The organism is Kangiella sp. M94 (assembly GCF_054926195.1).
This window is the reverse complement of sequence record NZ_CM142903.1, coordinates 1,865,587-1,889,619: the sequence shown is the minus strand read 5'-3', so window position 1 is coordinate 1,889,619 and position 24,033 is coordinate 1,865,587. Positions and strand designations below refer to the sequence as shown.

Genomic DNA, 24,033 nt, shown 5'->3' with positions numbered 1-24,033 from the left:
GAATTACCTGTTTAACCGTGGATCAAAAGCATCGCGTAGACCGTCACCGACCAAGTTGATGGATAGTACTGTCAGGAATATAGCCAAACCGGGTAATGTCATAGTCCAGGGCGCGAATTGAATAAAGGCTCTGGCTTCCGATAGCATGGTTCCCCATTCGGCCATTGGCGGTTGAGCACCGAGTCCCAGAAACCCTAAAGCCGCGATATCAAGTAAAGCAGTAGAGAAACTGAAGGTGAGTTGGACGATGAGTGCTGGAATGATATTGGGCCATACGTGATGCAAAAGCAGTCGAATATGGCCGGCACCATCCAGGCGCGCAGCCATCACATAATCTTTTCCGAGCTCTTCAGAAATAGCGCTTTGAGTGACTTTTACGAACTGTGGAATTAACACAATGACCACGGCATAGACTGCATTTGGTAAGCCTGGGCCAATAATTGCAACGATAGCAATTGCTAATAAAAGAGAAGGCAGCGATAACAGTAAATCCATGAAGCGCATTAGCATAGAGCGCAATCCGGCATTTAGAAAGGCTGCTGCGGCACCTAAGATAATGCCAATGAAGCCGGCGGCAAACACTACCATGATAGTCAGCTGTAGAGATAAGCGAGCACCGTGAAGTAATCTTGATAGCATGTCACGCCCCAAATCATCAGTACCTAAGGGAGTGACAAAGTCGCCACTATCATACCAAAGCGGGGGAGTGAGGATCTTATCACTGAACTGCTGCGCAGGGTCATGCGGGGCAAACCAGGGGCCGACCAGACTCATCAACAGGATGATTAATAGTATCAGGCTGCCTGTCATGGCACTTTTATTATGACTGAAAACCTGCCAGGCAAGCTTGGTATTGGAGAGCGTCATGAAGGCCTCCGTAATCGAGGGTTCATATAGCTGGCTAGTAAATCAAGGGCTAGGTTAAATGCAATGACGAGTAGAGATAGCGCTAGAATTCCAGCTTGTATGCTGGCGAAGTCACGTCGTGCAACAGCTTCAAGTAACCATTTACCGACTCCAGACCAGGCAAAAATGTATTCGGTAATAATAACACCCGACATAATAATACTGATTTGTACTCCGCTAATGGTCAAAATAGGAATGAGTGCATTTCTAAGGGCATGTACCCAGATGATCCTTTGTTGACTCAAGCCTTTGGAGCGTGCAGTTCGTATGTATTCTGCTTTGAGTACACCCAATAATGATGAACGAGTCATTCTCGCAATAATGGCCATCGGAATAGTGCTTAGGGTGATGGCAGGCAGTAATAAATGTAACAGAGCATTAAAAAAAGCACTTAATCCATATTGGTCCTGACTTAATAATGAGTCTATCAGCATAAACCGGGTGACGGGTGGAATGTCATAGATGTAGTCGATGCGGCCTGCAACGGGGGTCCAGCCTAAAGTCAGGGAAAATAGAAGAACTAATAACATGCCCCACCAATAAATTGGCATTGAGTAACCTACCAGGGTTACTCCCATTAGAGTGTTATCAAGCCATTTGCCACGACGATTGGCTGCCATAATGCCTAAGGTCAAGCCAAATATGATGGCGAATAAAAGGGCTAATAAAACCAGTTCAATAGTCGCTGGAAAATGAAGTAGAAAGTCGTGTAAAACAGGACGGTTATGAATACTCGAAAACCCCCAGTCGCCTGTGAAGAGAAACTGCAAATATTCGATATATTGGCCTATAAAGTGCTGGCTCTGATAAAGGTGCAGTGGTTGATCACTTTGTTGGCTGAGTATAAAGGTCAGCAGGGTTAATCCAAAAAGGCTGACAACTAAAGTGGTTCCGTGTCGCAGAAGTAATCGAAGCATTACTTGGCAACCCCCTCTTGCTGGTCATCCTGGTAGCTATGTTCTTCTGCGGTGCCAAGCGATACTTTATCAAACTCGATATTGCCTACTGGTGATATGACCAGTCCTTTTACTCGGGGTTGACTGAGCAGACTTTTATTAGCGTGTGCGATTGTTAGCCAGGGCGCTTGCTCCTTAAATAGAGCTTGAGCTTGAAAATAGTATTCTTTTCTCTGCTGAATGTCAGAGGATTGGCTGGCATTTAATATCAGTCGATCAAACTCTGGATCACACCATCTTGCGTAGTTATTGCCACTTCGAGCGGAGGCACAACTTAATAGTGGATTCAGGAAGTTGCTAGGGTCACCATTATCAGCATTCCAGCCGAGCAAGACACTGTGGTGCAGGCCTTGTGCAACCCGTGCAAGGAAAGTTCCCCATTCATAACTGATAATGCGTGCTTTTACACCAATCTTCTCTAAGTCCTGTTGCATCATTTCAGCCATTTTACGAGCGTTTGGGTTGTAAGCTCGTTGAATAGGCATGGCCCAGATGTCAATGGTAAAACCGTTTTCATAGCCCGCTTCAGCCAGTAGCTGCTTCGCTTGCTGAGAGTTATAGCGAATTCGGGTCACTTGCTTATTGTAAGCCCAGGAAGAAGGGGGGATGGGGCTAGTAGCAATTTGTGCCTGGCGATCATAGACCGCTTTCAAAATAGCTTCGCGATTAATGGCCATAGACAGAGCTCTACGCACCTTGACATCGTGGAAGGGTGGCTTCTCAATATTAAAAGCCCAATAAGCGACATTAAGACCTGGCACTTCCAGAATATTGAATTGATTTTGCCGAGCGATGCGTAAATGAACCGGCAACGGGTTACTCATGATATCACACTCACCTGCACTGAAGCGTGCAAAACGCATGGCTGCGTCAGGAGTAATGGAGTAAACCAGGTCGCGTACCTTGGGGGAACCCTCAAAGTAAGCTTGAAATGCTTCATAACGAATATGTGAATCAGGCTCGTAGCGCTTCAGTCGAAAGGGGCCGGTGCCTATTGGCTTGCTGTCTATTAATTCCGGCTGATCCTGTTTCAGTAGAAAATCAGCGTATTCAGCGGATAGAATTGAAGCGAAAGGAGTGGCCAGAATCGCCAGAAATGGGCTTTCTGGCCTTGATAAAACAAATTCAACTTGATGCTCATCGACTTTTTTAATGTCAAGTATCAGCTCATCAAGCCCTTGAGAATAAAAATATGGATAGCGGCCACCTGAAACGGAATGATAAGGATGTGAGATTAATCGTTGGCGGTTAAAGCTGAAAATGATGTCATCTGCGTTTAAAGTGCGTGTTGGAGTGAAAATCTCATTACCATGAAAAGAGACGTTTTGTTTAAGCGTAAAGCGGTAGCGGGTGCCATCGTCACTGATCTGCCAAGACTCGGCAAGAGCGGGAGTAATGTCAGTGGTTCCCGGCGAGTAAGTGACTAACTGGTTGTAAATAGTGTGTGCTGTAGCATCGTAAGAAGTGCCTGAGCTGACCAGTTGAGGATTGAATGAGTCCGGACTACCTTCAGAACAAAAAACCAGTAAATCATCAGCTTGCAATGACTCCAAGTCAGTCTGGGGCTGACAAGACCAGCATAGGAGTCCACTGAAAAGCCCTAAAAAGGTAGATTTAACGGTTTGCTTTGTGCTCATGCATCAGTGGCTGTTTTTGTTAGAAGTTTCAATCATACCAATGTTAATTTGGCATGAATAGCCAAGCTTGGGAATAAACCCACAAAATACAGCTAGTTAGTCATAGAACTTGTGAGGTTTACCTAATTTTACAACGGTTCAAGTTGAAAGGAATCAGGCATTTACCTATACTGGACGAATGCAAAAAAGGTTTAACTCAATATTACGAATACCAACTAACTAATTGATATTTAAGTTAAAGTGAGTTGACCAGAAAATATAAGCTGTCATGCCATTTAACAAGAGTCGTGTAATGATGATGAATTCAATAGCAAAGCCATGTCGCGTGTCTCTATTTAAGACACTCACTTTGGCGTCGCTGGCTTCTCTAGCGGTAAGTAGTTACGCGGGAGACAGAGGGCAAGGTGGTTCATTCATGAGCGATGAAATATTATTGACGGATTCTTTGGAGAGAACTCAAAATCTTGGGTTTACTCCGTTTGTGCTTGATAATCAGAGTATCAGGATCTCGGCGAATGATATTAGCGTAAACCTGTTGGCAAATGACAAGTACGATCATTTAAATGTGAGCCCTCTCAAAAGTGACCCTTTATCGTTTAGCCTTAAAGATGAGCAAGACGGTGAGTGGTTGGTATCATTAGACTTGTCACGCTCTGCACATACCAACGGTATGAATGGCGATATTTCGACGTCCTATGAAATGCCAAACCAAACCTCTCAATTTTTTATAACTTATGGTAAACAAAGTTTGCCTGTGTCCGTTAGTTTCGAAAATCCTGTGAATAACATTCTTGATGATAAGCGCTTTAATCAAAACTCGGTAGGGCTGGGTTTTAATCAGAAAGTTCATGAAGGATGGGATGTAACGATCAGTTATTTAAAGTCGGATGTTGAGCTGGTGACCACCGAATCGGCTCTTGCTCAGATGCGAGAGAAGCATGACTCAAGTTATCGATTCTATTATGACTTTAATCGGGATGGATCCCCTGAAGCCATTAACTTAATGTCAAACTTAGCTGGCATACAAGGCTTTCAGCAGAATCTTGAAGGCATTGAGATAAAGATTAGTCGTCAGGTCAGTGATAACTTTGCGTTGGGCGCATCGGTTGAGTTTGCAAAAGGCTTGTATCAAGAGTCGTCGCTGAATCTCGCGGAACGGGAAACGCCCTTTGAAGCGAGCGCACTTTCCTTATATGGTGGCATGCGTCTGGCTGAGGACTGGACCCTCGCTGCAAATGTAAACAAGCAAGATACCAAGTTTGGTCTCGACAGCTCATCCAACAATATTGTGGACTTTGACGAAACCACGTTAGATATTGGTCTTCAATATCAGACAAAATGGAATAAAACCGGATTAGTTATACGAATTGATTTGATGAATCTATTAGGTGCAGCACACCTTGAAGATTCTCCATCTCAATCCATGGACTTAGACGCCCGAGGCTTGGTTCCATATACATTCCAAAGCCCTAAGTACATAAAGTTAAGCGGTAGTATCAACTTTTAGTTAGGCTTGTTTTTAAATGCAATTCTGACCGATGCCAAATATATAAGTTAAAGTTATGTATTGCATAAAGAATTGTTAATTCGCCCGATACATTTGTTGACCCATTCCGGCTTTGTCTTTATAGTTGGCCTCTTTGACCACAAGTTTAAGCCGTAAGGCTGGCGTTAATGCTTTCTAATTAAGGCTTTTTTAGACGGGATAAATCATTTGGTTTGTTTGTCTTAAAGCTCTAGTTTTCAAAAGCATTGGCAATCAAAAGCAAAGATTTCTGAACAGAAATTTGGGTAAGTTTATGAAAAAACAACTATTTTTTAAGAAAACAGCTGCTGCCGTTCTGGCCACTGCTGTCATGGGCAGTGCATTTGCAGCTGGCCAGTTTGAATCTTCAATGAATATCGAAAAGCGTATTGACCGAGCTGCTGCTAGCACTCAAACCTCGGTTAATAAGTTAGCGGAAGAAGCTACTGATTTATCGCTTGAATATCGTAATACTCTGCAAAGAGTGGATAGCTTGCGTATCTACAACGCTCAACTTGAAAAGCAGATTGCTAATCAGGAAAAGCAAATTGTAGACAGTACCCAGGAAATGGAAAGCATCGATGAGACAGAGAAAGGTGTTTTACCATTAATGGATGAGATGATTACAACTCTTGATGAGTTTGTTCAATTAGACATTCCTTTCAATATTGATGATCGCCAGACTCGTGTTCAAAACTTGTATAACTTGATGGATGACGCGAACGTTTCTGTGTCTGAAAAGTACCGCAAGATTTTAGAAGCCTATCAAATTGAGATGCAATACGGTAATGCTGTATCTGTAGATACCGGCAAGATTAATGCAAACGGCGAAGCTCTTGAAGTAGAGTTTTTGCGTGTGGGTCGTCTGACTTACGTTTATTTAACACTTGATGGTACAAGTGGCGCATACTGGAACAAGCTAGAGCGTAAATGGGAATCACTACCAGAGGAATTCCTTGACTCAGTTAACAATGCGATTAGATTTACGCGTGGTATATCTCAACCAGTCCTATTTAAAGTACCAGTTCCTGTAGCGGAGGCAGCACAATGAGAAATATTCTAGCTATTACATTAGCTGGCGTCTTCGCGCTGGCATCTGTTGCAACTAATGCGGCGGAGAGTTTGTCACATGAAGATCTTTTGAAGAAAGTTCGTGATAAAGAGCGTATTCAAGAGCAGCTAAATGAGCAACGTGTTCAACAGTTCCGCTCACAGCGCAACCGTCAACAGCAACTGTTAGCGGATGCAAAAGCACGCTTGGCAGCTGAAGAAGCAAAAAGTGAGCGCTTGAAAGCAGAGTTTGACGATAATGAAAAGCAATTAACCAAGATTGCAGAAGATTTGCGAATTAAGCAAGGTAACTTGGGTGAGTTATTTGGTGTTGTTCGTCAAGCTGCAAACAGTTTAACCGGTGATATTGGTACTTCGTTGGTAAGTGCGCAATACCCTGGCCGTGAAGGTCTGTTATTCAACTTAACTGAGGCTGAAACATTACCTAAAATGGAACAGCTCCGCGCATTCTGGGTTTTGATGTTGCAAGAAATGTCTGAGCAAGGCGTAACGACAACATTTACCGCTGATGTGGTTAACGAGACTGGCCGTTCAGAACAGCAAACCGTCACTCGTGTAGGTACCTTTAACCTGATTTCTGGTGGTGAGTATCTGTATTTTGATAAAGGTGTGATTAAAACTTTGCAAGTTCAGCCTGATTCTCGAGTGCTAGACCAAGTTGAAGAGTTTGCTGCTACTAACTCAGGGTATGCAGGTTTGTTCCTGGATCCAAGTAAAGGCGCTATTTTAAAACTTGAAAAAGAGAAAATGAGTCTAGTTGACCGTTTATGGGAATTCAGTGGATTTGCTGGTAAAACAGTAATGGTGCTTCTAATAATCGGTTTGATTATAGCACTTGAAAGAATCTTCACTCTATACTTTGTTACAGGTCCGAAAGTTCATTCACAGAAAAAATCAGCTACTCCTGGCAACAACCCCTTGGGTCGTATCATGAAGGTTTACCAAGCAAATCGTAATGAGGATGTAGAGAATTTAGAGTTGAAGCTTGATGAGGCAGTTCTGAAAGAGACTCCTAGAATTGAGCGTGGTATTAATCTAATCAAAGTTATCGCAGCGCTTGGTCCACTACTAGGTCTGTTAGGTACTGTTGTTGGTATGATTGAAGTATTCCAATCGATTACTCTATATGGTACAGGTGACCCGAAAACAATGGCTGATGGTATTTCACAAGCATTGGTTACTACCGTTTGGGGTCTATTGGCTGCAATTCCGTTGACCTTCTTACATGCTGTAGTGGCTGGCAAAAGCAAGAACATCATTCATGTTCTTGAAGAGCAAAGCACGGGCTTGATGGCTCAGCATGAAGAAAGTAACAGCTAGGTAATTCTTATGGAATTAATCTATACGATACTTGGTTTTATTGATAAAGGTGGATGGGTCCTATGGTGGATAGGACTCGTTCTCTTCTTAATGTGGACCTTGATTATCGAGAGATATTGGTACATTTACGGACAATTTCCGAAAGATGCTAGAGTGATGATAGCTCAATGGAATGCCCGTGAGGACACTAAATCATGGCAAGCCCATAGAATTAGAGATGCTTGGGTGTCGATTGCTCGTGAGGCGCTTAATCAACGCATGTTGTTAATTAAGACTTTAATTGCAATTTGCCCATTGCTTGGTTTATTGGGTACTGTAACCGGTATGATTGATGTTTTTGAGAGTATGTCAGGGCAAGGTTCTGGCAGTGCTCGTCAAATGGCAGGCGGTATTTTTAAAGCAACAATTCCAACAATGGCTGGCATGGTTGCAGCATTATCTGGAATTTTCTTTAGTAGCCGTCTAGAGCAAACTGCTTATATGAAGTCACATCAATTAGCAGATAATCTTCCACATCACTAGAATTTTGGTGAACCTTAATGGCTATTCAGACTCAAAAGAAACAGGAAGATGTTGAGATTGATATGACACCGATGCTGGACATCGTGTTTATCATGCTGATCTTCTTTATTGTAACAACTGTATTTGTTAAGCAGGCGGGTGTTGATGTAGAAAAACCTACTGCACAAACGGCTGCTGAGCGAAAGAATGCTTATATCTTCGTGGCAATTGACGATAAAAATCAAATTTTTATTGACAAAGATTTGTTGCAACCATCGGAGGTTAAAGCAAAGATTCAGTCACTAAGAACCGAAAACCTTGAAGGTGAAGTGGTTATTCAGGCGGATAAGAAAGCCAGAGCTGGATTAGTGTTGGAAGTTTTAGATATCGCGAAGAGCTCCGGTGCGAACGTTTCAGTTGCAACGGAAAGGGTTGAATAATATGACAAGAGCATTTTTAAGTGCATTATTAGCGTTTGGTATCGTACTTGGTATTTTCTTGTTAATGAATGCATTGATTAGCACTGCAGAAAATAAAGATAAAGAACGCGATAATGTCAATATTGATATCGGTTATATCGAAGAGGAAAAAGACGTTCAACGTAAAGAGCGTACGCCTCCTAAAAAGCCACCTCCGCCAAAAGAACCACCTCCACCTCAGCAACAAGATGTTCCTGAGCAAAAGCAGGTAGTTACAGCGCTGGTCGATATTAAAATCGATAACATTGATGCAACTATGGATGGTGGCGGAATCTTTATTGGCGGTCTTGGAAGTACCGACTTCTCAGGTATGGGAGACGGTGAAGCTATTCCGTTGATGCAAGTACAGCCAGAATATCCACAAAAAGCTGCTTTAGAAGGAATTGAGGGCTATGTCACGTTCGAGTTTGACATTGCCCCAGATGGTTCTCCTTCAAATATCAGTGTCATCGATGAGAACCCAAGAGGAATGTTCCGAAGAGAAGCTTTGAGAGCTATTCGTAAATGGAAGTTTAAGCCTCGTATCGTAAATGGACAACCGATCCATCAGCGTAATATGAAATATAAATTAGACTTCCAGCTGGACAACTAACTCTGAGTACAGTAAGAATTATGACTAAAATTACATATATTGTCGGGGTCATCGCTTTAACATTTGGTACTGTGGCAAATGCTTTGCCGCAGACCAAGTACACAAATACCTGTAGACTATTGGCGCCCACAGAAGGCCAGTACGATGAAGAAAAAGTGCCTACCATTACTTCTGAAGCAGCTTACAAGAAAATCACAGCTGCCAACGAAGCTTATGCGGATGCTAAATACGCTGAGTCGATAGCTATACTGAATGACCTCATTGCAAACTCTAGCGACAAAGCTGCTAAAGGTCGGGCTATATACTTATTAGGTCTAAACTATCGTGAGCAATCCCAATATGCGGCTGCTAAAAGAGAGTTTATAAGGGCTATGGAGACCGGCGTATTAGGTAAGCAAAATGAAGTCAATTTAAGACTTGCGCTAGCCAATATTGCTTCTGCACAAGAGAATTATGATGAAGCATTACGTTGGATGAAAGAGTACTTTGAGGAAGTTATTGACCCTCCAGCAACCTCTTATGCAACTTATGCAAGCTTGTTTTATCAAAAGCAAGATTTCCGTTCGAGCATATGCCCAGCATACCTGGCTATCCAGGAGGGCAGTAAATCTACCAAGCCTTTATATAGTATCTTGTTTGCGGCCCATATTGAGCTCAAAGATATGCCTGGCGCTGAGGTTATTGGTCGTGAGATGGTAGAGCTATTTCCGACTGAAAAATCTATGTATAACAATTTATTCGCAGTACTTAGTCAGCGTGGTAAGACTGCTGATATGTTAGCATTGGCTGAGCTGGCCTATATGAATGGCATGTGGGACTCTGAAACAAATTTCAAGCAGTTATCGGCTTTATATTCGAACAGTCAAATACCCCTTCTTGCCGCCGAAAGGTTAGAGGAAGGAGTTAATAAAGGTATTGTTGAAGCTGATGAGGATATATGGCGTAATATCGCAAATAGTTATAAATATGCTAAAGCAAGTTCTAAGGCTATTGCAGCATATAAGAAAGCTGCTAACTACACTAGTAGCGGAAAATATGATTACGAAATCGCCTATATTTATTTCAATGACGAAGAGTATAGAAAGGCGATAGACTCATTCAGAACTGCCTTTAGAAAAGGCGGTTTAAAAGCAGATGATGCAGGTTATGGTTATATGCAAATGGGTGTTGCTTATCAACGCTTAGGTCAAATCGATGAAGCTCTTAGTGCCTTAGAGCAAGCCAAGAACTACAGCAAGGTCTCTAGAAATGCAAATGCTTACATTGCTTATATTAAGCAGATAGAAGACTTAAAGAAAGAGTTGGCATTAAACGATTAATGCTTTATAAAGGCCTCAATAGAGGCCTTTTTTATATGCGAAGATTATTTCTATTTATATCATTGTTCTTACTTTCTGCTACTTCTTCCGCAGCAGATCTTTATACCTCTATAAAATCATCTTTATCTGAATCGATATCTGAGGGCATAAATGTCCAGCTTATTGATGCAAATATTCCTCATAGTTTTACTTTAGTCAAAGTAACGGCAGATACTGATTTAGTGGAGCCGTTTAACAAGTTGAAGCTGCAGCTGATGGCTGCTGGGTATCAGGTTAATTATTCTTACAGTAAACCAGCTCACACATTTGTCATTAAACATCCTCGAGACACTGTTGAAGGTACGTTAGAAAAGCTAATAACGAGTCTTGAAGCGCATCAATTTTATGGCTTTGAGCTTGTCATTCTTGGCAGTATCAATCAGCAAAGATTACTCGGCGCTTTTAACCGTTTGGTAAAATCATCTGAATTTACAATAGTTGAGCAACCATACGATAAAAATTGGCTCAGATATGATATTACCCTTAAGCCCTTAGACTTAGATAAAGAGCGGGTCCTTGAGTTCGATTGGAAATTAGCGCTTGCTACAGGTCTGTTAAATTGTAATTACGTAAAGGATGGCTATGTTGCGTTTAGTTATTATCAGCAACAGTTAGCATGTGCTGACTATTTGCCTAAATCTTCATTGACTGATAAGGAAGTGGCTAATTTAAAAGATAAGCTATATGCTGATATTCAGCTTAGCATCCAAAATCCCTTTGGCTTTCTGCTTTATATTAGCTCTTTCGATACAGAGCGCCGACTTGAACTATCACAAACATTTTTTAGACACATCCCAAATTTGTCCATTGATAGTATTTTGAGTTATCACTATAAGAGATTGCTAAATGTAGACCATGATGCTCAGTTTTCAGTCGATTCTAGTGTGGATAGAGACACTTCATATTCATACAGGCCACCCGAAAATTTTAAAATTAAGTCTGAATTCCAGCCTAAGCAAAGCAGTATTGTTGATTTTAATATTGTTATTAATAACCTGCACACATGTGTACAGCTTAACTGCCAGAGCTTGGCAAATCTGCCATATATTACTTATACAAAAACAAAACATACGCACTTGTTTGCCATGCGCTTCCCGGCATCACACGAAACAAGCGTTATTGATGAGTTAAATAAAGTGTTGTTTATTCCTCTGTCTACCGCGAGTGATATTGCGCAAGAGGATCTGTATATATCACTCAATGGTGGTTACTTGCTTGAAGCTTATGATGAGAGTTTTCAATTACTTGCTAAGTTATCCTTAGTAAAGCCGATTATGATGAAGGGCGGGAGTGCAGACTTTGGTAAAGCTAAACTAGGCTTCTATCTTAATAAGAATAACGAAAGTAGTATCCAGCTTACAATTGACACAATACCTGGCGCAGAACTGTGGGAAGAGTCGGAGCTTTTTTACTTTGCACTATTAAATGAAATGCTCAAATCTGAACAAAGTATGGCAGCGAGTAAGGCAAATACCTTAATATATTTGTCCTCGCCTGAGTTGGTACATTTGGGGACTGTCGGCTCTACCATAGAGCTTAGCTATCAATCAATAAACCCAGCAACAGCAGAGAGCTTCATCAAGGCTTTTTCAGAAAAGTATACCAAGATAAGATACAAGCTTTCCCGCGACCAGTTTGTCACTTATAAGAAAGCACTGATGCTTCATCTAAGTTTACAAGAGGCATCACATAATTCAGTTCGTCAGGTTTCGCAAATGTTCGACTTAGCGGTACCAGGCCAGTTGTTGAGTCAAAGATTGGAGGCTTTAAGTTATGAACAATTCGAAAGTTTTCTTGAGAAAAGTCTTGCCTACAGTTACATATCAATTTCTACCAATCATGAGCTAGACAGTTCTTTCAAACAGGGGATTATTCAGCAGTTAAATCGGGCCAACTAAACATTAATCCTGACAGTCCACATTTAAATCGCAACAATTCTACATCTGTTCAGAAATATCTGTTTACTATTGTATATAACTTTGTCTGACTCAGTGATCTATACTAAGTAAAAATCGAGTCAAATCTATTATGAGTGATAAAAGGTCTGTTAAACGTCTTTTGAATAAGGCCGAGCAATTGGTGGAGCGCGGTATTGATAAGCGAGTCAGAATCGCTGTTACTGGCCTGAGCAAAGCAGGAAAAACTGCTTTTATAACCTCTTTAATAAATCAGCTGTTACACATTGGGGATAATGACCAATTACCTTTCTTCAGACCTGCCAAAGAGGGGCGTATTTTAGCCAGCAAATTTAGCTCCTATGATGAGCTGCATATTCCCGAATTTAGATATAAAGAAGCGATTAACCACCTGCTTAATCATGAACCTTCATGGCCTGCCTCAACTACTGGAATTTTCCAGGCGCAACTCAATATTCGTTACACCATTAAAAATGAATGGTTACAAAAGCTTCAAAAGCAAAGTCATTTAACCATTGATATTATTGATTATCCGGGCGAGTGGTTACTGGATTTGCCACTGTTACGGCTTTCTTTTAAAGATTGGTCAATGCAATGTCTAGCTATGATTGAGCAGGCTGAACTGCCGTCATCAACTGGTTGGCGTGACCATTCAACACAATTGGTTTATCAGCAAGTTATGGCTGATGAGGACATTACAGAAGCCGCTAATTGGTACAAAGATTTTATAAGAACTCATTTTAGTCAGGTAAAAACCTATAATCTATTACAGCCAGGACGGTTTGTTTTGCCCGGTGAATTCGCTGGTGCTCCGGTTCTTGATTTTTTTCCGGTTCTCGACCCGGATATGCTAAGTTCTGACTGGAGCGCTTTGGCAGAAGATAGCTTAATACATACTCTGGAGAAACGTTTTAATTATTATAAAAACCAGATTGTTAAACCTTTCTTCAAAGAATATTTTGAAAAAGTTGATAGGCAGATATTGCTGGTGGACTGCCTTGAAGTGTTAAATGGCGGTTATCAGAACTATCGTAATATGCAGTTTACCTTGACTGAGCTATTGAAGAGTTTTAATTATGGTCAGTCCAGCTGGCTTAAACGCATATTTAATTCTTCTATAGATAAATTGTTAATAGCCGCCACAAAAGCAGATCATGTTCCGCCTGAGCAGCACCGTTCTCTTGAGGCATTTATGCAGACAATGCTTCAAGAGGCCAAAAATGATATCCAGTATGAAGGCATCAAGCTCGAAACTTTAGTGATCAGTTCGATTAAAACAACTGAAGCGGTAATGGCCGAACATCAGGGGCAAAAGTTGATGTGTGTTAAGGGTGTTGAACTGGAGTCGGGCGAGGATGTTATAAACTATCCTGGTAAGTTGAGTGATAAGTTACAAACAAAAGAAGACTGGCAGGAACATCAGTATGACTTTATTAATTTTGCCGTACCTAATAATTTAGCCAGTAGCATTTTACCGCATATTCGGATGGATAAAGCATTACAGTTTCTGATTGGAGATAAGTTCCGATGAAGGATAAGCCTGTAAAAATTAGCTCTAAAGAAGGGATTAACGTTGAAAAAGTTGATGCAAAGCTTTATGAAGAACAAATCAACAAAGCATTGGTGGATAAAGTTGGTGGTCATCGACATTCATTTTCTACAAGTTCAAAACCAAAACTGCTAGATGGAAAACAGAAGTCAGGTATTAAAAAACTGTTCTGGCCAGCACTCTTTACGTTTGTTGGCGGTGCAGCCATTTATGAAAGCTATCTGTTTATACAAAACTTATTTGCTTTTAATGGTCTACTGGGCGGTATAGCAACAGCAGTAGCTGGCCTGGCATTAGTGAGTGGCGCTGTTGGACTCTTTAAGGGCTGGATAAGTCGTCGTAAACTTAGACAGCGTAAAGATAAGCAGCAAGTCTTCAAGCAGCTGATCGATGAGAATAGCTATGGTGAGAGTCAGCCAGTAATTGATGATGTAAATGCTGAAATAAGCGAACACCTGGATATCTCTGGTCCGATGGCAGTGTATAGTAGCCAGAAGCAACAGGTACATAATGATCGAGAGTTAATTCAAATTTATTCGCAGACTGTTTTGGAAGGGCTTGATGAGATGGCTTTGCAGGCGATCAGTAAACATGCTACCGAGTCGGCTGTTATGGTCGCATTAAGCCCGCTAGCGGCGGCAGACATGGCTTTAGTGGCATGGCGTAGCAGTAAGATGCTACAAGAAGTATCGCGCATTTATGGTTGCCCGCAGACAACTTTTGGGCGAATTGGCCTGACTAAACAAGTAATGATGAATATGATGCTGGCTGGTGCCAGTGATATGCTTGCCGATGCTGGGGCCGAATTACTCGGTAAAAGCCTGACAGCGACTGTATCAACAAAAGTCGCACAGGGTATCGGTGTTGGTCTGTTAATAGCCCGCATGGGCATTCAAACCATGAAATTATGTCGTCCAATTGAGTTTACTGATGACAATAAACCTAAACTTAGCTACATTCGAAAGTCTTTATACAGCAAGATTACGACTATTCTAAAGAAAAGCGAGCCGTCAAAGGGCGCTATCAAGTCAAAAGGGGAGCAACATGATAGAGATTAAAGGTCTCGCCAAAACCTTTGCTTACGATAAAAAGGAAGCAAAGAAAAAGAAGAAAGGAAAGACCGTTACTGATCCTCGTGAAGGTGACGGTGTTTTTCATGCGGTAAAAGATGTGTCTTTTAATTGTAATGCTGGAGAAGTGCTGGGTTTACTTGGCCCCAATGGCGCAGGTAAAACAACTACCTTACGCATGTTGTCAACGGCACTCCAGCCTACTGCGGGGCAAATCCTGATTAATGGACATGATGTGACAAAAGAACCTCGCTATGCTCAAAAGCAAATCGGCTTTTTGTCAGGAAAAACAGGTCTTTATCATCGCTTGAGTGTAAGAGAAAATGTAGCTTATTTTGGCCGTATGCATGGTTTGTCTCGCCAACAGATTGATGAGCGTATTGATAAGATCTTTACCATGTTAGATATGCACTCGTTTGCAGGCAAGCGGGCAGATGATTTGTCGACCGGTATGATGCAAAGAGCTTCAATTGCACGGGCAGTGATTCATGAGCCTAAGGTGTTGGTGTTTGATGAGCCTACAACCGGACTGGATGTAATTTCGGCGAAAACAGTATTGGACTTTATACAAAGCTATAAAGGCACCGAAATGGCTGTGATTTTTTCCACCCATCATTTGCATGAAGTTGAGAAATTGTGTGATCGAGTCAGTTTGATTGATTTGGGTGAAACAAAATTCTTTGGCCCAACAAAAGAATTCGCAGCGAGCACGGCATCAGGTAGCTTATACGATGCCTTCTTGGCCAGCGTAAATAATAAAGAGGTTGCCTGAGATGTGGTTAGTATACAAAAAAGAACTGTTAGAGATCCTTCGAGATAAAAAAACGCTAATATTTTCAATTTTATTACCGACTTTAATTTTCCCGGTGCTATTTTTTGCTATAGGAAAGTTTACCGCTACTAAAACCGAAGAGGCGGAAAATAAAGAAATTAAAGTGGCTTTTGTCAATAGCGACCAGCTACCAGGATTTGCTGGCTTATTCACTCGAGAGAAGGGATTTATCAAAGTTGAGCTTGAATCTGATGATTACCAAGCAGCTATACTGGACAAGAAAGTAGATTATATCTTTGAAGTTCCTGTAGGTGTGGCACTGCCTTCAATGACGCAAAAACAAGAGGTATTAAAGGTCTATTCAAAAGAATCCACCAGACTTGATAATATTTTAGGTAAACGAGTTGATGAGGTAGTGGAAGCCTTTAACAATACGCAAAGAATGGAGCTTGGACGAAACTTTAACCTTACAACTGATAATGTTAAAGCCTTTAATAAACCCATCCTGATAGAGGAAAATAACTTTGCATCGGAGCGCGAGAAGGTCGGTGAGTTTGCCGGGCCTATGTTAGCTTACCTGTTGATTGCTTTAGCTGTATCGGGTGCAATGTATCCAGCGCTAGAGCTGGGTGTTGGCGAAAAGGAACGAGGTACACTCGAAACACTGCTACTGACGCCGATGTCTAAAGGACAGATTGTGATGGCTAAGTTCGGGGTGATTTTTACCGCTAGTTTCTTCACGGTTGTTGTGACCTTGCTCAGTTATCTGTTCTGGGTCTGGATATTCAGTTTTGCCTTTGAACCTTCCGGAGTCACACCGGATGCAGACAGTTTAGCCGGAAAACAATCGGGTGGTGGTTTGGATTTCTTATCCAATATCTCCGGCCTCGATCTGCTACTGGTAGCTGTATTGTTGGTACCTTTGACCAGTATTTTTGCTTCGGTCATGCTGAGTGCCTCTATATATGCTAAAAACATGAAAGAAGCGCAGGCTTATATGTCGCCGATCTTTATGATTGGTTTCATGCCGGTTATCGTGGCCTTTGTGCCCGGCATGGAGTTGAATGTAAAGACTGCTATGATTCCGGTAACCAATGTGGCTCTGGCCATGAAAGACCTAATCAAAGGTACAGTAGATTATGGCTTGATTACCATCCTGTTGGTTTCAACAGCCGTGCTGGCCGGTGCTTTACTTTACTGGACTACCGTCTTCTTTAAGAAAGAAAAGGTATTGTTCAGAAGTTAAGAATGGAAGTTCCGTCTGGAACTGATTACTAGACAATAAAAAAGGGGCTAAAAAGCCCCTTTTTTATTGTCGGTATTCAGAGGTTATTTGCTATAAATGGTAAGCGTCTGTCCTGGCTTGATGAGGGATGAATTTTTCAAACCGTTCCATTTATTCAAGTCGCTGACCTTAACATTAAAACGTCTGGCGATGGTGTATAAGGAGTCACCACTTTTAACTTGATAAGAGGTTTTATTCGAAGCGTAATTGGCATAACCACGTGGCCATACTTTCAATTTTTGACCGATGCGAATAGTGCTGTTTTGAGCTATACCATTCCAGTTGGCAAGTTGACGGGTGCTGACGCCAAACTTTCTAGATATAGTCCACAAGCTATCACCTGAACGAACTTTATACACCTGGTAACGACGACGCTGTTGATTTTTGCTGAGTGTGGCAAAAAAGTTCTTCTCATATTCTGTGGCATTAATAATGCCCGGCATCTTGAGTTCCTGGCCAATCTTTAAGAAGTCAGACTTAAGGCTATTAAGTTGCTTAATCGTCTTCACCGTAGTGTTATGGCGCTTGGCAATTAAGCTTAAGTTGTCGCCTGACTTAACTTTATAGCTAACTGAGGCCATCAGTTGCTTTGGATCAATGTCGAGCAGTCCTTGATTAAAATGATCAACTGTTTCTGCAGGAACCAGGATCGTCGCTTTCTTATGATGGTCTGGAACAAACAGGCGATTGTATGCTGGATTCAATCGATAAAAAGTATCCTTATCGATTTGAGCTATTTTGGCAAGCTCCATCAAGTTTGCAGGCGCATCAACTTCCACCTCAACGAATGCTGGTTGATTATCAATTAATGGCAAATCCACCTGATATTGAGGGGCGTTCAAGAAAATGTCTGAAAGCGCCAGCCACTTGGGAATATGGCGCATGGTCTCTTTGGGTAATTGCAAAGACCAATAATCAGTAGCTTTCCCTTGGCGCTTATTGGCGCGTATGGCTTTCATCACGTTACCGGGGCCAACATTGTAGGCTGCCACAGTTAGTAACCAGTCACCATCAAACATTTTGTTGAGGTATTGGTAATAATCGAGTGCTGCATGAGTTGAGGCTACAATATCGCGGCGCCCGTCATACCACTCGTCAATGGTGATACCGAAGCCTTTGGCCGTTTTAGGCATAAACTGCCACATTCCAGCAGCCTGTACCACCGAGTGTGCTAACGGGTCGAAATTGCTCTCAACCATAGGAGTAAACGCCAGTTCGACCGGCATATTACGATTTTCCAATTCGGTAATGATGTAATAAAGATAGGGAGCTGCTTTATCAGCGCGCTTCAATAATAAATGCGGGCTCTTAAGATATTGTTTTTTGAAGGTATCAATACGTGAATGGCTGATATTAGCAAAAGTTTGCTGGGTCGCTAAATGTTCCCATAAATTGGGGACAAAGGGGACTTCATCAGGATCTGCCAATAATAATGGGTTTTCGCTATCAAGCTCGGGGGCAGGCAGCGGAGCACCATCTTCGGCAGTTCTCTGCGGATCAAAACGACGATCAACCACTGTATCCTCTTGTTTTACAAGAGAACTACAGGCAGTCAAACTTAAACAACTTATCAATATCAAGCGCTTCATAGGCATTATTATTTATTAAAAATTATCTTTTAGTTGTCTGATTGTAGCAAAAGTTTCCACTGGATCAGAGATACTTTTATTTTTTGCTTGTTCAGCTATCTGAATCACAGTTGGTTCGGAGCAGCGCAGAAAAGGGTTAGTTTTAAGTTCGCTGTCGATAGTAGAAGGAAGAGTTTCAAGATCCTGCTGTCGTAATTTTTTGCAATTCTGTTCCAGCTCTAATAAATCTTGATTATCAGGCTCTATAGTTTTAGCGAAGGCGATATTGGCTAACGTGTATTCATGTGTGCAGTAAACTAGAGTATTCGGAGGGAGGTGTGCAAGTTTTTGCAGAGAATGGTGAAAGATATCCGGTGTGCCTTCGAACATGCGTCCACAGCCAGCCCGGAACAGGGTGTCACCACAAAACACTAGGCTATGGCCTTTTAAGTCATGACCAGACAGGTTTTGACCGGACAAATTTTGACCATAGTAGCCGATATGACCCATGGTATGGCCGGGGAGATGAAGGATAGAAAACTGGTAGCTGTCGTCAAACAGACTCATTGTATCGCCCTCATCAAGCTCTGTATCAGCAAAGCTGAGTTGATCATGTTTGGATGCATAAACATGACAGTGATAACGGTTTTTAAGCTCCTGAACTCCGCCAATATGATCGTTGTGGTAATGAGTAATTAGTATGGCGTCTAAGGAAAGGTTATTATCTTCAAGGAATTCAATGACAGGGCGGCTGTCACCGGGATCGACGACAGCTACTTTACTGCCATCGGGAGAAAAAATAACCCAAATATAGTTATCACTAAAGGCTTTTAAAGGAATAATACGCACTGGCTTGCTTGAGTCCATTTGTCGGGTTAGCATGACTCCTAATGTACATAACCCACTATTGACTGGCAACCTGCCGTATAATGCTTCTTTTAGGAAGGCGAGATAACGATGACGAAGAAACTGTCTGAACTCAGTTGGCCAGAGTTACCTGCGGGTAACCGGATTCGTTATATTTGGCAAGAGTGGCTGCAAAGCCATTTGGAAGATTATCATGGTGGTTATTTACTGACATTGGATAGTTTGACTCAGTGCTTAAGCTTACCGGATAGTGTGTTTGAGCATGAGATTCATATTGGGAAAAGTCTTAAGCACTGTGTTGACGCTGAGCCTGAACAGCTGCCATTCATGACAGACTCTTTGCAAAGCGTGATCATTAGTCATGCACTTGAGTTCACCGAAAGTCCCAGTATTTTGTTAAGAGAAATTCATCGCTGTTTATCTCCTCAAGGCTATTTATATGCTCTTATTTACGCGCCGGATAACCCTTGGTATTGGCAGTGTCGTTTAGGACTGGGGGCGACACGGAAATGTATTCCAGAGCATCGGCTAACATTGTATCGCTATACCGATTGGTTTAACTTACTTGGATTTAAGGTTTTAGAGGTCGAAACTATTGGCTGTCCCTGGTGGCGAGGCTTTAAGCATTTTCAAAGAAAAAGTGACATGAGTAAGCCGTGGTTATCAGCACCTATTGCATACATGGTAAAGGTGCAGAAAAAGGTTTCAACGATGACTCCTATCAGACCACTGGAAGAAAAAATGTCAGTGGCAATGGCTGGAAACCTGGCTAATATATCAACCAAACAAATAGAAGAATGAGCTTGTGAAAAAAATAGAAATTTATACTGATGGCGCCTGTAAAGGTAATCCAGGTCCTGGTGGCTGGGGAGCATTGTTGAGGTACGGCAAACATGAAAAGCATCTATTTGGCGGTGAGTTGAATACAACCAACAATCGTATGGAGTTAATGGCAGCAATTGAAGCCTTAAAAGCTCTAAAGGGCAAGTGTCAGGTTGATCTGACCACAGACTCTGTTTATGTTAAAAACGGTATCAACCAATGGCTGGAAAACTGGAAAGCAAAGGGCTGGAAAACAGCAAACAGGAAACCGGTTAAAAATCAGGACTTATGGCAACAACTCGATCAGCAGGTAGCCAGACACAATGTTACCTGGCATTGGGTAAAAGGGCATAGTGGTCATGCTGAAAACGATATTGCTGATGAGCTGGCCAATAAAGGTGTTGAACAAGTATTGCAGTCTTCTGGCGTATAAAGCGAGAACCAAAATCACATGAGACAAATTGTATTAGATACAGAAACCACAGGTCTTGAACCATACGATGGCCATAGAATCATCGAGATTGGTTGTGTTGAGCTTGTGAACCGAAAGTTTACCGGTAATCACTATCATCAATACCTGCAACCGGATCGAGAGATTGATCAAGGTGCGATGGAAGTGCATGGTATTACCAATGAGTTTCTGGAAGACAAGCCAAAATTTGTAGACGTCGTTGATGAGTTTCTGGAGTTTATCGAAGGCGCTGAACTGGTTATCCATAACGCTCCGTTTGATGTGGGGTTTCTTGATCATGAATTAAGTTTGCTTGATAGCAATAAAGGCAAGCTTTCTGATTATTGCACTGTTCTTGATACCTTGGTTTTGGCTAGACAGATGCATCCTGGTCAGCGAAACAGTTTGGATGCACTCTGTAAGCGTTATGAAATTGATAACAGTCATCGTGAACTACATGGTGCTTTGCTCGACTCGGAAATTTTAGCCGATGTTTATTTGCGTATGACTGGCGGCCAAACCAGTTTGACCCTGGGACGCCAGAACGCAGCTAACCAGCAAACAGCCGAAACAACAGTGAGACGAATTTCTGCAAGTCGACAACCGCTTAAAGTGATAAAGGCAGCTAGTCAGGAAGTTGCTGAGCATGAGAAAAAATTAGCATCGTTAAAAGAAGCCATCTGGAATCAACAGGAAGGGTAGAATGTCAGAATTTGTATCCAGTTACATTGAGAATAAAGTCCTACATATTGAGCTAAACCGGGTTAGCAAAAAAAATGCCTTAACGTCCGATATGTACACAGCGCTGACTAAAGAGTTTATATCAGCTAAAAGTAATTCCGATATCCATGTAGTGCTTTTCAAAGGAGCTAAAGATTGCTTCTGTGCTGGCAACGATATTGCAGACTTCTTACAACAACCTGTTTTAGAAAGTGGTAGTCCGGTACTGTCTTTTTTGAAGGCGCTGTACAGTTTCAACAAACCGATTGTGGCGGCTGTTTCCGGCCCAGCAGTCGGTATTGGTACCACCTTCTTACTTCATTGTGATTTAATTTATGCGACTGAAGAAACCTACTTTAGTTTGCCGTTTGTTGATTTAGGTTTATGTCCAGAGGCAGGCTCCAGTTATTTGTTACCGCGTCAAATCGGCTATGCTCGTGCTGCTGAACTGTTATTACTGGCAGAACCTTTTAATGCAGCCAAAGCAAAAGAGTGGGGCATCATCAACGATATTATTGATGCTGATAACTATTGGCAGCTCGCTCAGGAAAAAGCCGAAATCCTCGCTAAAAAACCAGCCCAGGCATTACAGATGAGTCGTCAATTGATACGCTCAAATGCGGACATGGTTGGGCAGGCGATTGAGCGGGAAGCACGGAGTTTTTCTGAGCTTCTTAAAAGTGATGAAGCCAAAGCGATTTTCAAAAAGTTTTTAGAGAAATAAAATTTCTATTAGTACGTTCATAAAAACGATCTTAGAGTCTGAGGAATCCTCAAAAAACTATAAGCAATAATGGAGGTTGCCAATGCGATCAGTAGGATTAAATAAAATAATAAATAATACAGTAGTAGATTTTGAGTTTGATGGGGAAAGTATTTATGTCGGCTTTAAAGGCGGTATTGGGTTCGCTATACATAATGAAAGGTTAACACAGCCCTCAAATATAAACGATTTCAAAGATACTATATTAGGCAAGTATCTATTGGAAGTAAACGAAAGTGATAAGTCCATAGAGCTTTTATTTGATGATAATACATCAATACAAGTTTTTTTAGATGATCAATCGTATAATGGACCTGAAGCTTTAGTGCTTGAAATACCTGGCGAACCAATAGTAGTGTGGAATTAATGGGGTTAGAGTTACGGGGATAGGAAATTAGTGCGGATCCATCAGACTTAAAGTCCGTTTTTTTGAGCGAATGAGTTTAAGTAATTTTAATGCCCGACCATAAAGTAAACCACTAAAGTAATAATAACGGCGCCAGCCAAATTCATAAAAAAACCATTTCGCACCATCATTTCGACTGATAGCTTGTTGCTGGAGAAGATGACTGCATTGGGTCCTGTCGCAACCGGTAGCATAAAGGCACAGCTGGCGCTGATTGCTGCAGGGAACATTAATATGGCCGGATCCATGTTGGCGGCAACGCCTGCAGCAGCGAGAATCGGCATCAGTAGGGCGGCGGTCGCAGTGTTGCTGGTCAGCTCGGTGATGAAAGTGACAATTAGGCAGATTGAGACGATTAGTAATATTGGCGGCAAGTCAGTTAAAAAGCTCATTGAGTTGCCCAAAATTTCACTTAGTCCGGAAGCTGTGAAAGCTGAGGCGATAGCAATACCACCAGCAAACAGTAGTAAAACCCCCCAGGGAATTTTATTGGCTGTTTCCCAGTCCAGAAGTTTGCCACCTTTACCGTCAGGAATCATAAACATGGCGATGACGCCGAGCAGTGCAACTGAGGCATCATTAGCGTGCGTAAGTCCCAACAACTGACTCCAACCTCCAAAAGGTCCTGTTCTGAACACCCAGAGAAAAGCGACTACTGCGAACACGGCCAGAGTGCGTTTTTCTTCTGCTCGCCATTTGCCAACTGGCGGCAGGTCATAGCTTTGATTAGCTTCGAGCTTTCGGGTCAACCACAGCCACATAACAGGGACAAACAAAATGACAATCGGTAGGGCCCAAATCATCCAGTCAATAAAGCTGATTACTTCGCCTGTTGCTTGCGCATAAAAGTTCATAAATAGAAGATTGGGCGGTGTGCCAATCGGCGTACCTACGCCACCAATATTGGCTGCGTAGCCAAGACCTAACAATAAGGCTATGGCAAATTTGCGAGTGTTTTCATTATCGGGACCGCACTGAACAATTGCCATGGCAACCGGCAGTAGCATAAGCGTGGTTGCTGTATTGGATATCCACATGCTCAAACTTGCGCTGGCTATCATAAAGCCAAGTACAATGCGTTTTTCTGAGTGCGAACCCACTAACTTGATCATGCCAAGCGCAAGTCTTCTGTGAGTGCCACTTTTTTCTAAGGCGGTCGACAAGATAAAACCGCCCATCAGCAATAGAATCAGCCAATGACCATAAGCTTCTGCAACCTGTTTGGCACTGAGTACATCAAAAGCCGGGAAGGCCGCAATAGGGATTAACGAAGTTGCAGGAATAGGGATAGGCTCAAAGATCCACCAAACCGCGCACAGGCTAGCAATCGCTGCAGTGATTGAAGCAGGATGGGCAAATTCGGCATTCGCCATTAGGAAATAGACCAGAACTGCAAATATCGGCCCAAAAAATAAAGCTAGGTGTCGTAAGTGTTGTTGCATTGCTTAACGCCCCCATTTTGTTAAGCGGTTCTGATTACTATTAATGTTTATCTTGTG

General features: G+C 42.0%; 23 protein-coding genes. 17 read left to right on the top strand and 6 right to left on the bottom strand.

Annotated elements, in window-relative coordinates:
- Positions 1 to 3: 3 nt before the first annotated feature.
- Genes ACYTXU_RS08715 through ACYTXU_RS08705 form a run of 3 tightly spaced genes read right to left on the bottom strand, consistent with a single transcriptional unit; the run spans position 4 to position 3,499 of the window.
- A complete protein-coding gene (locus ACYTXU_RS08715; RefSeq protein WP_462206294.1) occupies positions 4 to 867 on the bottom strand; it encodes an ABC transporter permease subunit in 864 nt (287 codons plus the stop codon).
- Positions 864 to 1,823 (bottom strand): ABC transporter permease, encoded by a 960-nt coding sequence (locus ACYTXU_RS08710; protein ID WP_462206293.1) that lies wholly within the window; start codon positions 1,821 to 1,823, stop codon positions 864 to 866. The genes ACYTXU_RS08715 and ACYTXU_RS08710 overlap by 4 nt, the downstream gene beginning before the upstream one ends.
- Positions 1,823 to 3,499, bottom strand: coding sequence for an ABC transporter substrate-binding protein (locus ACYTXU_RS08705; RefSeq protein WP_462206292.1), 1,677 nt, complete (start codon positions 3,497 to 3,499; stop codon positions 1,823 to 1,825). Before ACYTXU_RS08705 ends, ACYTXU_RS08710 begins: the two co-directional genes overlap by 1 nt.
- Positions 3,500 to 3,914: 415 nt before the next feature.
- Between ACYTXU_RS08705 and ACYTXU_RS08700 the strand changes: the two genes are divergently transcribed.
- The 12 genes from ACYTXU_RS08700 (at position 3,915) to ACYTXU_RS08645 (ending at position 16,898) form a co-directional block, all read left to right on the top strand.
- Positions 3,915 to 5,006: a hypothetical protein gene (locus ACYTXU_RS08700; protein WP_462206291.1), complete on the top strand. Its 1,092-nt coding sequence runs from the start codon at positions 3,915 to 3,917 to the stop codon at positions 5,004 to 5,006.
- 292 nt (positions 5,007 to 5,298) lie between these two features.
- A complete protein-coding gene (locus tag ACYTXU_RS08695) occupies positions 5,299 to 6,075 on the top strand; it encodes a DUF3450 domain-containing protein (RefSeq protein ID WP_462206290.1) in 777 nt (258 codons plus the stop codon).
- Positions 6,072 to 7,415 (top strand): MotA/TolQ/ExbB proton channel family protein, encoded by a 1,344-nt coding sequence (locus ACYTXU_RS08690; RefSeq protein WP_462206288.1) that lies wholly within the window; start codon positions 6,072 to 6,074, stop codon positions 7,413 to 7,415. The genes ACYTXU_RS08695 and ACYTXU_RS08690 overlap by 4 nt, the downstream gene beginning before the upstream one ends.
- 9 nt (positions 7,416 to 7,424) lie before the next feature.
- Positions 7,425 to 7,937 carry a MotA/TolQ/ExbB proton channel family protein gene (locus ACYTXU_RS08685; protein ID WP_462206286.1) on the top strand — a complete coding sequence of 171 codons (513 nt, stop codon included), beginning with the start codon at positions 7,425 to 7,427 and terminating at the stop codon, positions 7,935 to 7,937.
- A gap of 17 nt (positions 7,938 to 7,954) precedes the next feature.
- Complete coding sequence (locus ACYTXU_RS08680) at positions 7,955 to 8,356, top strand: ExbD/TolR family protein (RefSeq protein ID WP_462206285.1); 402 nt, start codon at positions 7,955 to 7,957, stop codon at positions 8,354 to 8,356.
- Position 8,357: 1 nt separating this feature from the next.
- On the top strand, positions 8,358 to 8,987 hold the full coding sequence (locus ACYTXU_RS08675) for an energy transducer TonB (RefSeq protein WP_462206283.1): 630 nt from the start codon (positions 8,358 to 8,360) through the stop codon (positions 8,985 to 8,987).
- A 20-nt stretch (positions 8,988 to 9,007) separates the two neighbouring features.
- On the top strand, positions 9,008 to 10,306 hold the full coding sequence (locus tag ACYTXU_RS08670) for a tetratricopeptide repeat protein (protein ID WP_462206282.1): 1,299 nt from the start codon (positions 9,008 to 9,010) through the stop codon (positions 10,304 to 10,306).
- A gap of 35 nt (positions 10,307 to 10,341) precedes the next feature.
- On the top strand, positions 10,342 to 12,243 hold the full coding sequence (locus ACYTXU_RS08665; RefSeq protein WP_462206281.1) for a hypothetical protein: 1,902 nt from the start codon (positions 10,342 to 10,344) through the stop codon (positions 12,241 to 12,243).
- A 130-nt stretch (positions 12,244 to 12,373) separates the two neighbouring features.
- The gene (locus tag ACYTXU_RS08660) at positions 12,374 to 13,792 is read left to right on the top strand and encodes a YcjX family GTP-binding protein (protein WP_462206280.1); all 1,419 of its coding nucleotides are present in this window, start codon (positions 12,374 to 12,376) and stop codon (positions 13,790 to 13,792) included.
- Positions 13,789 to 14,868 (top strand): YcjF family protein, encoded by a 1,080-nt coding sequence (locus ACYTXU_RS08655; RefSeq protein ID WP_462206279.1) that lies wholly within the window; start codon positions 13,789 to 13,791, stop codon positions 14,866 to 14,868. The genes ACYTXU_RS08660 and ACYTXU_RS08655 overlap by 4 nt, the downstream gene beginning before the upstream one ends.
- Positions 14,855 to 15,652 carry an ABC transporter ATP-binding protein gene (locus ACYTXU_RS08650; protein ID WP_462206278.1) on the top strand — a complete coding sequence of 266 codons (798 nt, stop codon included), beginning with the start codon at positions 14,855 to 14,857 and terminating at the stop codon, positions 15,650 to 15,652. Before ACYTXU_RS08655 ends, ACYTXU_RS08650 begins: the two co-directional genes overlap by 14 nt.
- 1 nt (position 15,653) lies before the next feature.
- Positions 15,654 to 16,898, top strand: coding sequence for an ABC transporter permease (locus ACYTXU_RS08645; RefSeq protein WP_462206277.1), 1,245 nt, complete (start codon positions 15,654 to 15,656; stop codon positions 16,896 to 16,898).
- An 83-nt stretch (positions 16,899 to 16,981) separates the two neighbouring features.
- Here the strand turns inward: ACYTXU_RS08645 and ACYTXU_RS08640 are convergent, their stop codons facing one another.
- The gene (locus ACYTXU_RS08640) at positions 16,982 to 18,454 is read right to left on the bottom strand and encodes a lytic transglycosylase (RefSeq protein ID WP_462206276.1); all 1,473 of its coding nucleotides are present in this window, start codon (positions 18,452 to 18,454) and stop codon (positions 16,982 to 16,984) included.
- An 87-nt stretch (positions 18,455 to 18,541) separates the two neighbouring features.
- Entirely contained in the window at positions 18,542 to 19,387 is an 846-nt protein-coding gene (gene gloB / locus ACYTXU_RS08635; protein ID WP_462206274.1) for a hydroxyacylglutathione hydrolase, read from the bottom strand.
- A 75-nt stretch (positions 19,388 to 19,462) separates the two neighbouring features.
- Between gloB and ACYTXU_RS08630 the strand changes: the two genes are divergently transcribed.
- The 5 genes from ACYTXU_RS08630 (at position 19,463) to ACYTXU_RS08610 (ending at position 22,495) form a co-directional block, all read left to right on the top strand.
- Positions 19,463 to 20,173 (top strand): methyltransferase domain-containing protein, encoded by a 711-nt coding sequence (locus ACYTXU_RS08630; protein WP_462206272.1) that lies wholly within the window; start codon positions 19,463 to 19,465, stop codon positions 20,171 to 20,173.
- 4 nt (positions 20,174 to 20,177) lie between these two features.
- Positions 20,178 to 20,627, top strand: a complete 450-nt coding sequence (rnhA, locus tag ACYTXU_RS08625; protein ID WP_462206270.1) for a ribonuclease HI — start codon at positions 20,178 to 20,180, stop codon at positions 20,625 to 20,627.
- A gap of 18 nt (positions 20,628 to 20,645) precedes the next feature.
- Positions 20,646 to 21,347 (top strand): DNA polymerase III subunit epsilon, encoded by a 702-nt coding sequence (gene dnaQ, locus ACYTXU_RS08620; protein ID WP_462206268.1) that lies wholly within the window; start codon positions 20,646 to 20,648, stop codon positions 21,345 to 21,347.
- 1 nt (position 21,348) lies between these two features.
- Positions 21,349 to 22,089 (top strand): enoyl-CoA hydratase-related protein, encoded by a 741-nt coding sequence (locus ACYTXU_RS08615; protein WP_462206267.1) that lies wholly within the window; start codon positions 21,349 to 21,351, stop codon positions 22,087 to 22,089.
- Positions 22,090 to 22,171: 82 nt separating this feature from the next.
- Positions 22,172 to 22,495, top strand: a complete 324-nt coding sequence (locus ACYTXU_RS08610; protein ID WP_462206266.1) for a hypothetical protein — start codon at positions 22,172 to 22,174, stop codon at positions 22,493 to 22,495.
- 86 nt (positions 22,496 to 22,581) lie between these two features.
- On the opposite strand, the gene ACYTXU_RS08605 is transcribed toward ACYTXU_RS08610, so the two are convergent.
- Positions 22,582 to 23,976 carry an SLC13 family permease gene (locus tag ACYTXU_RS08605; protein ID WP_462206264.1) on the bottom strand — a complete coding sequence of 465 codons (1,395 nt, stop codon included), beginning with the start codon at positions 23,974 to 23,976 and terminating at the stop codon, positions 22,582 to 22,584.
- Between the last annotated feature and the right edge of the window lie 57 nt (positions 23,977 to 24,033).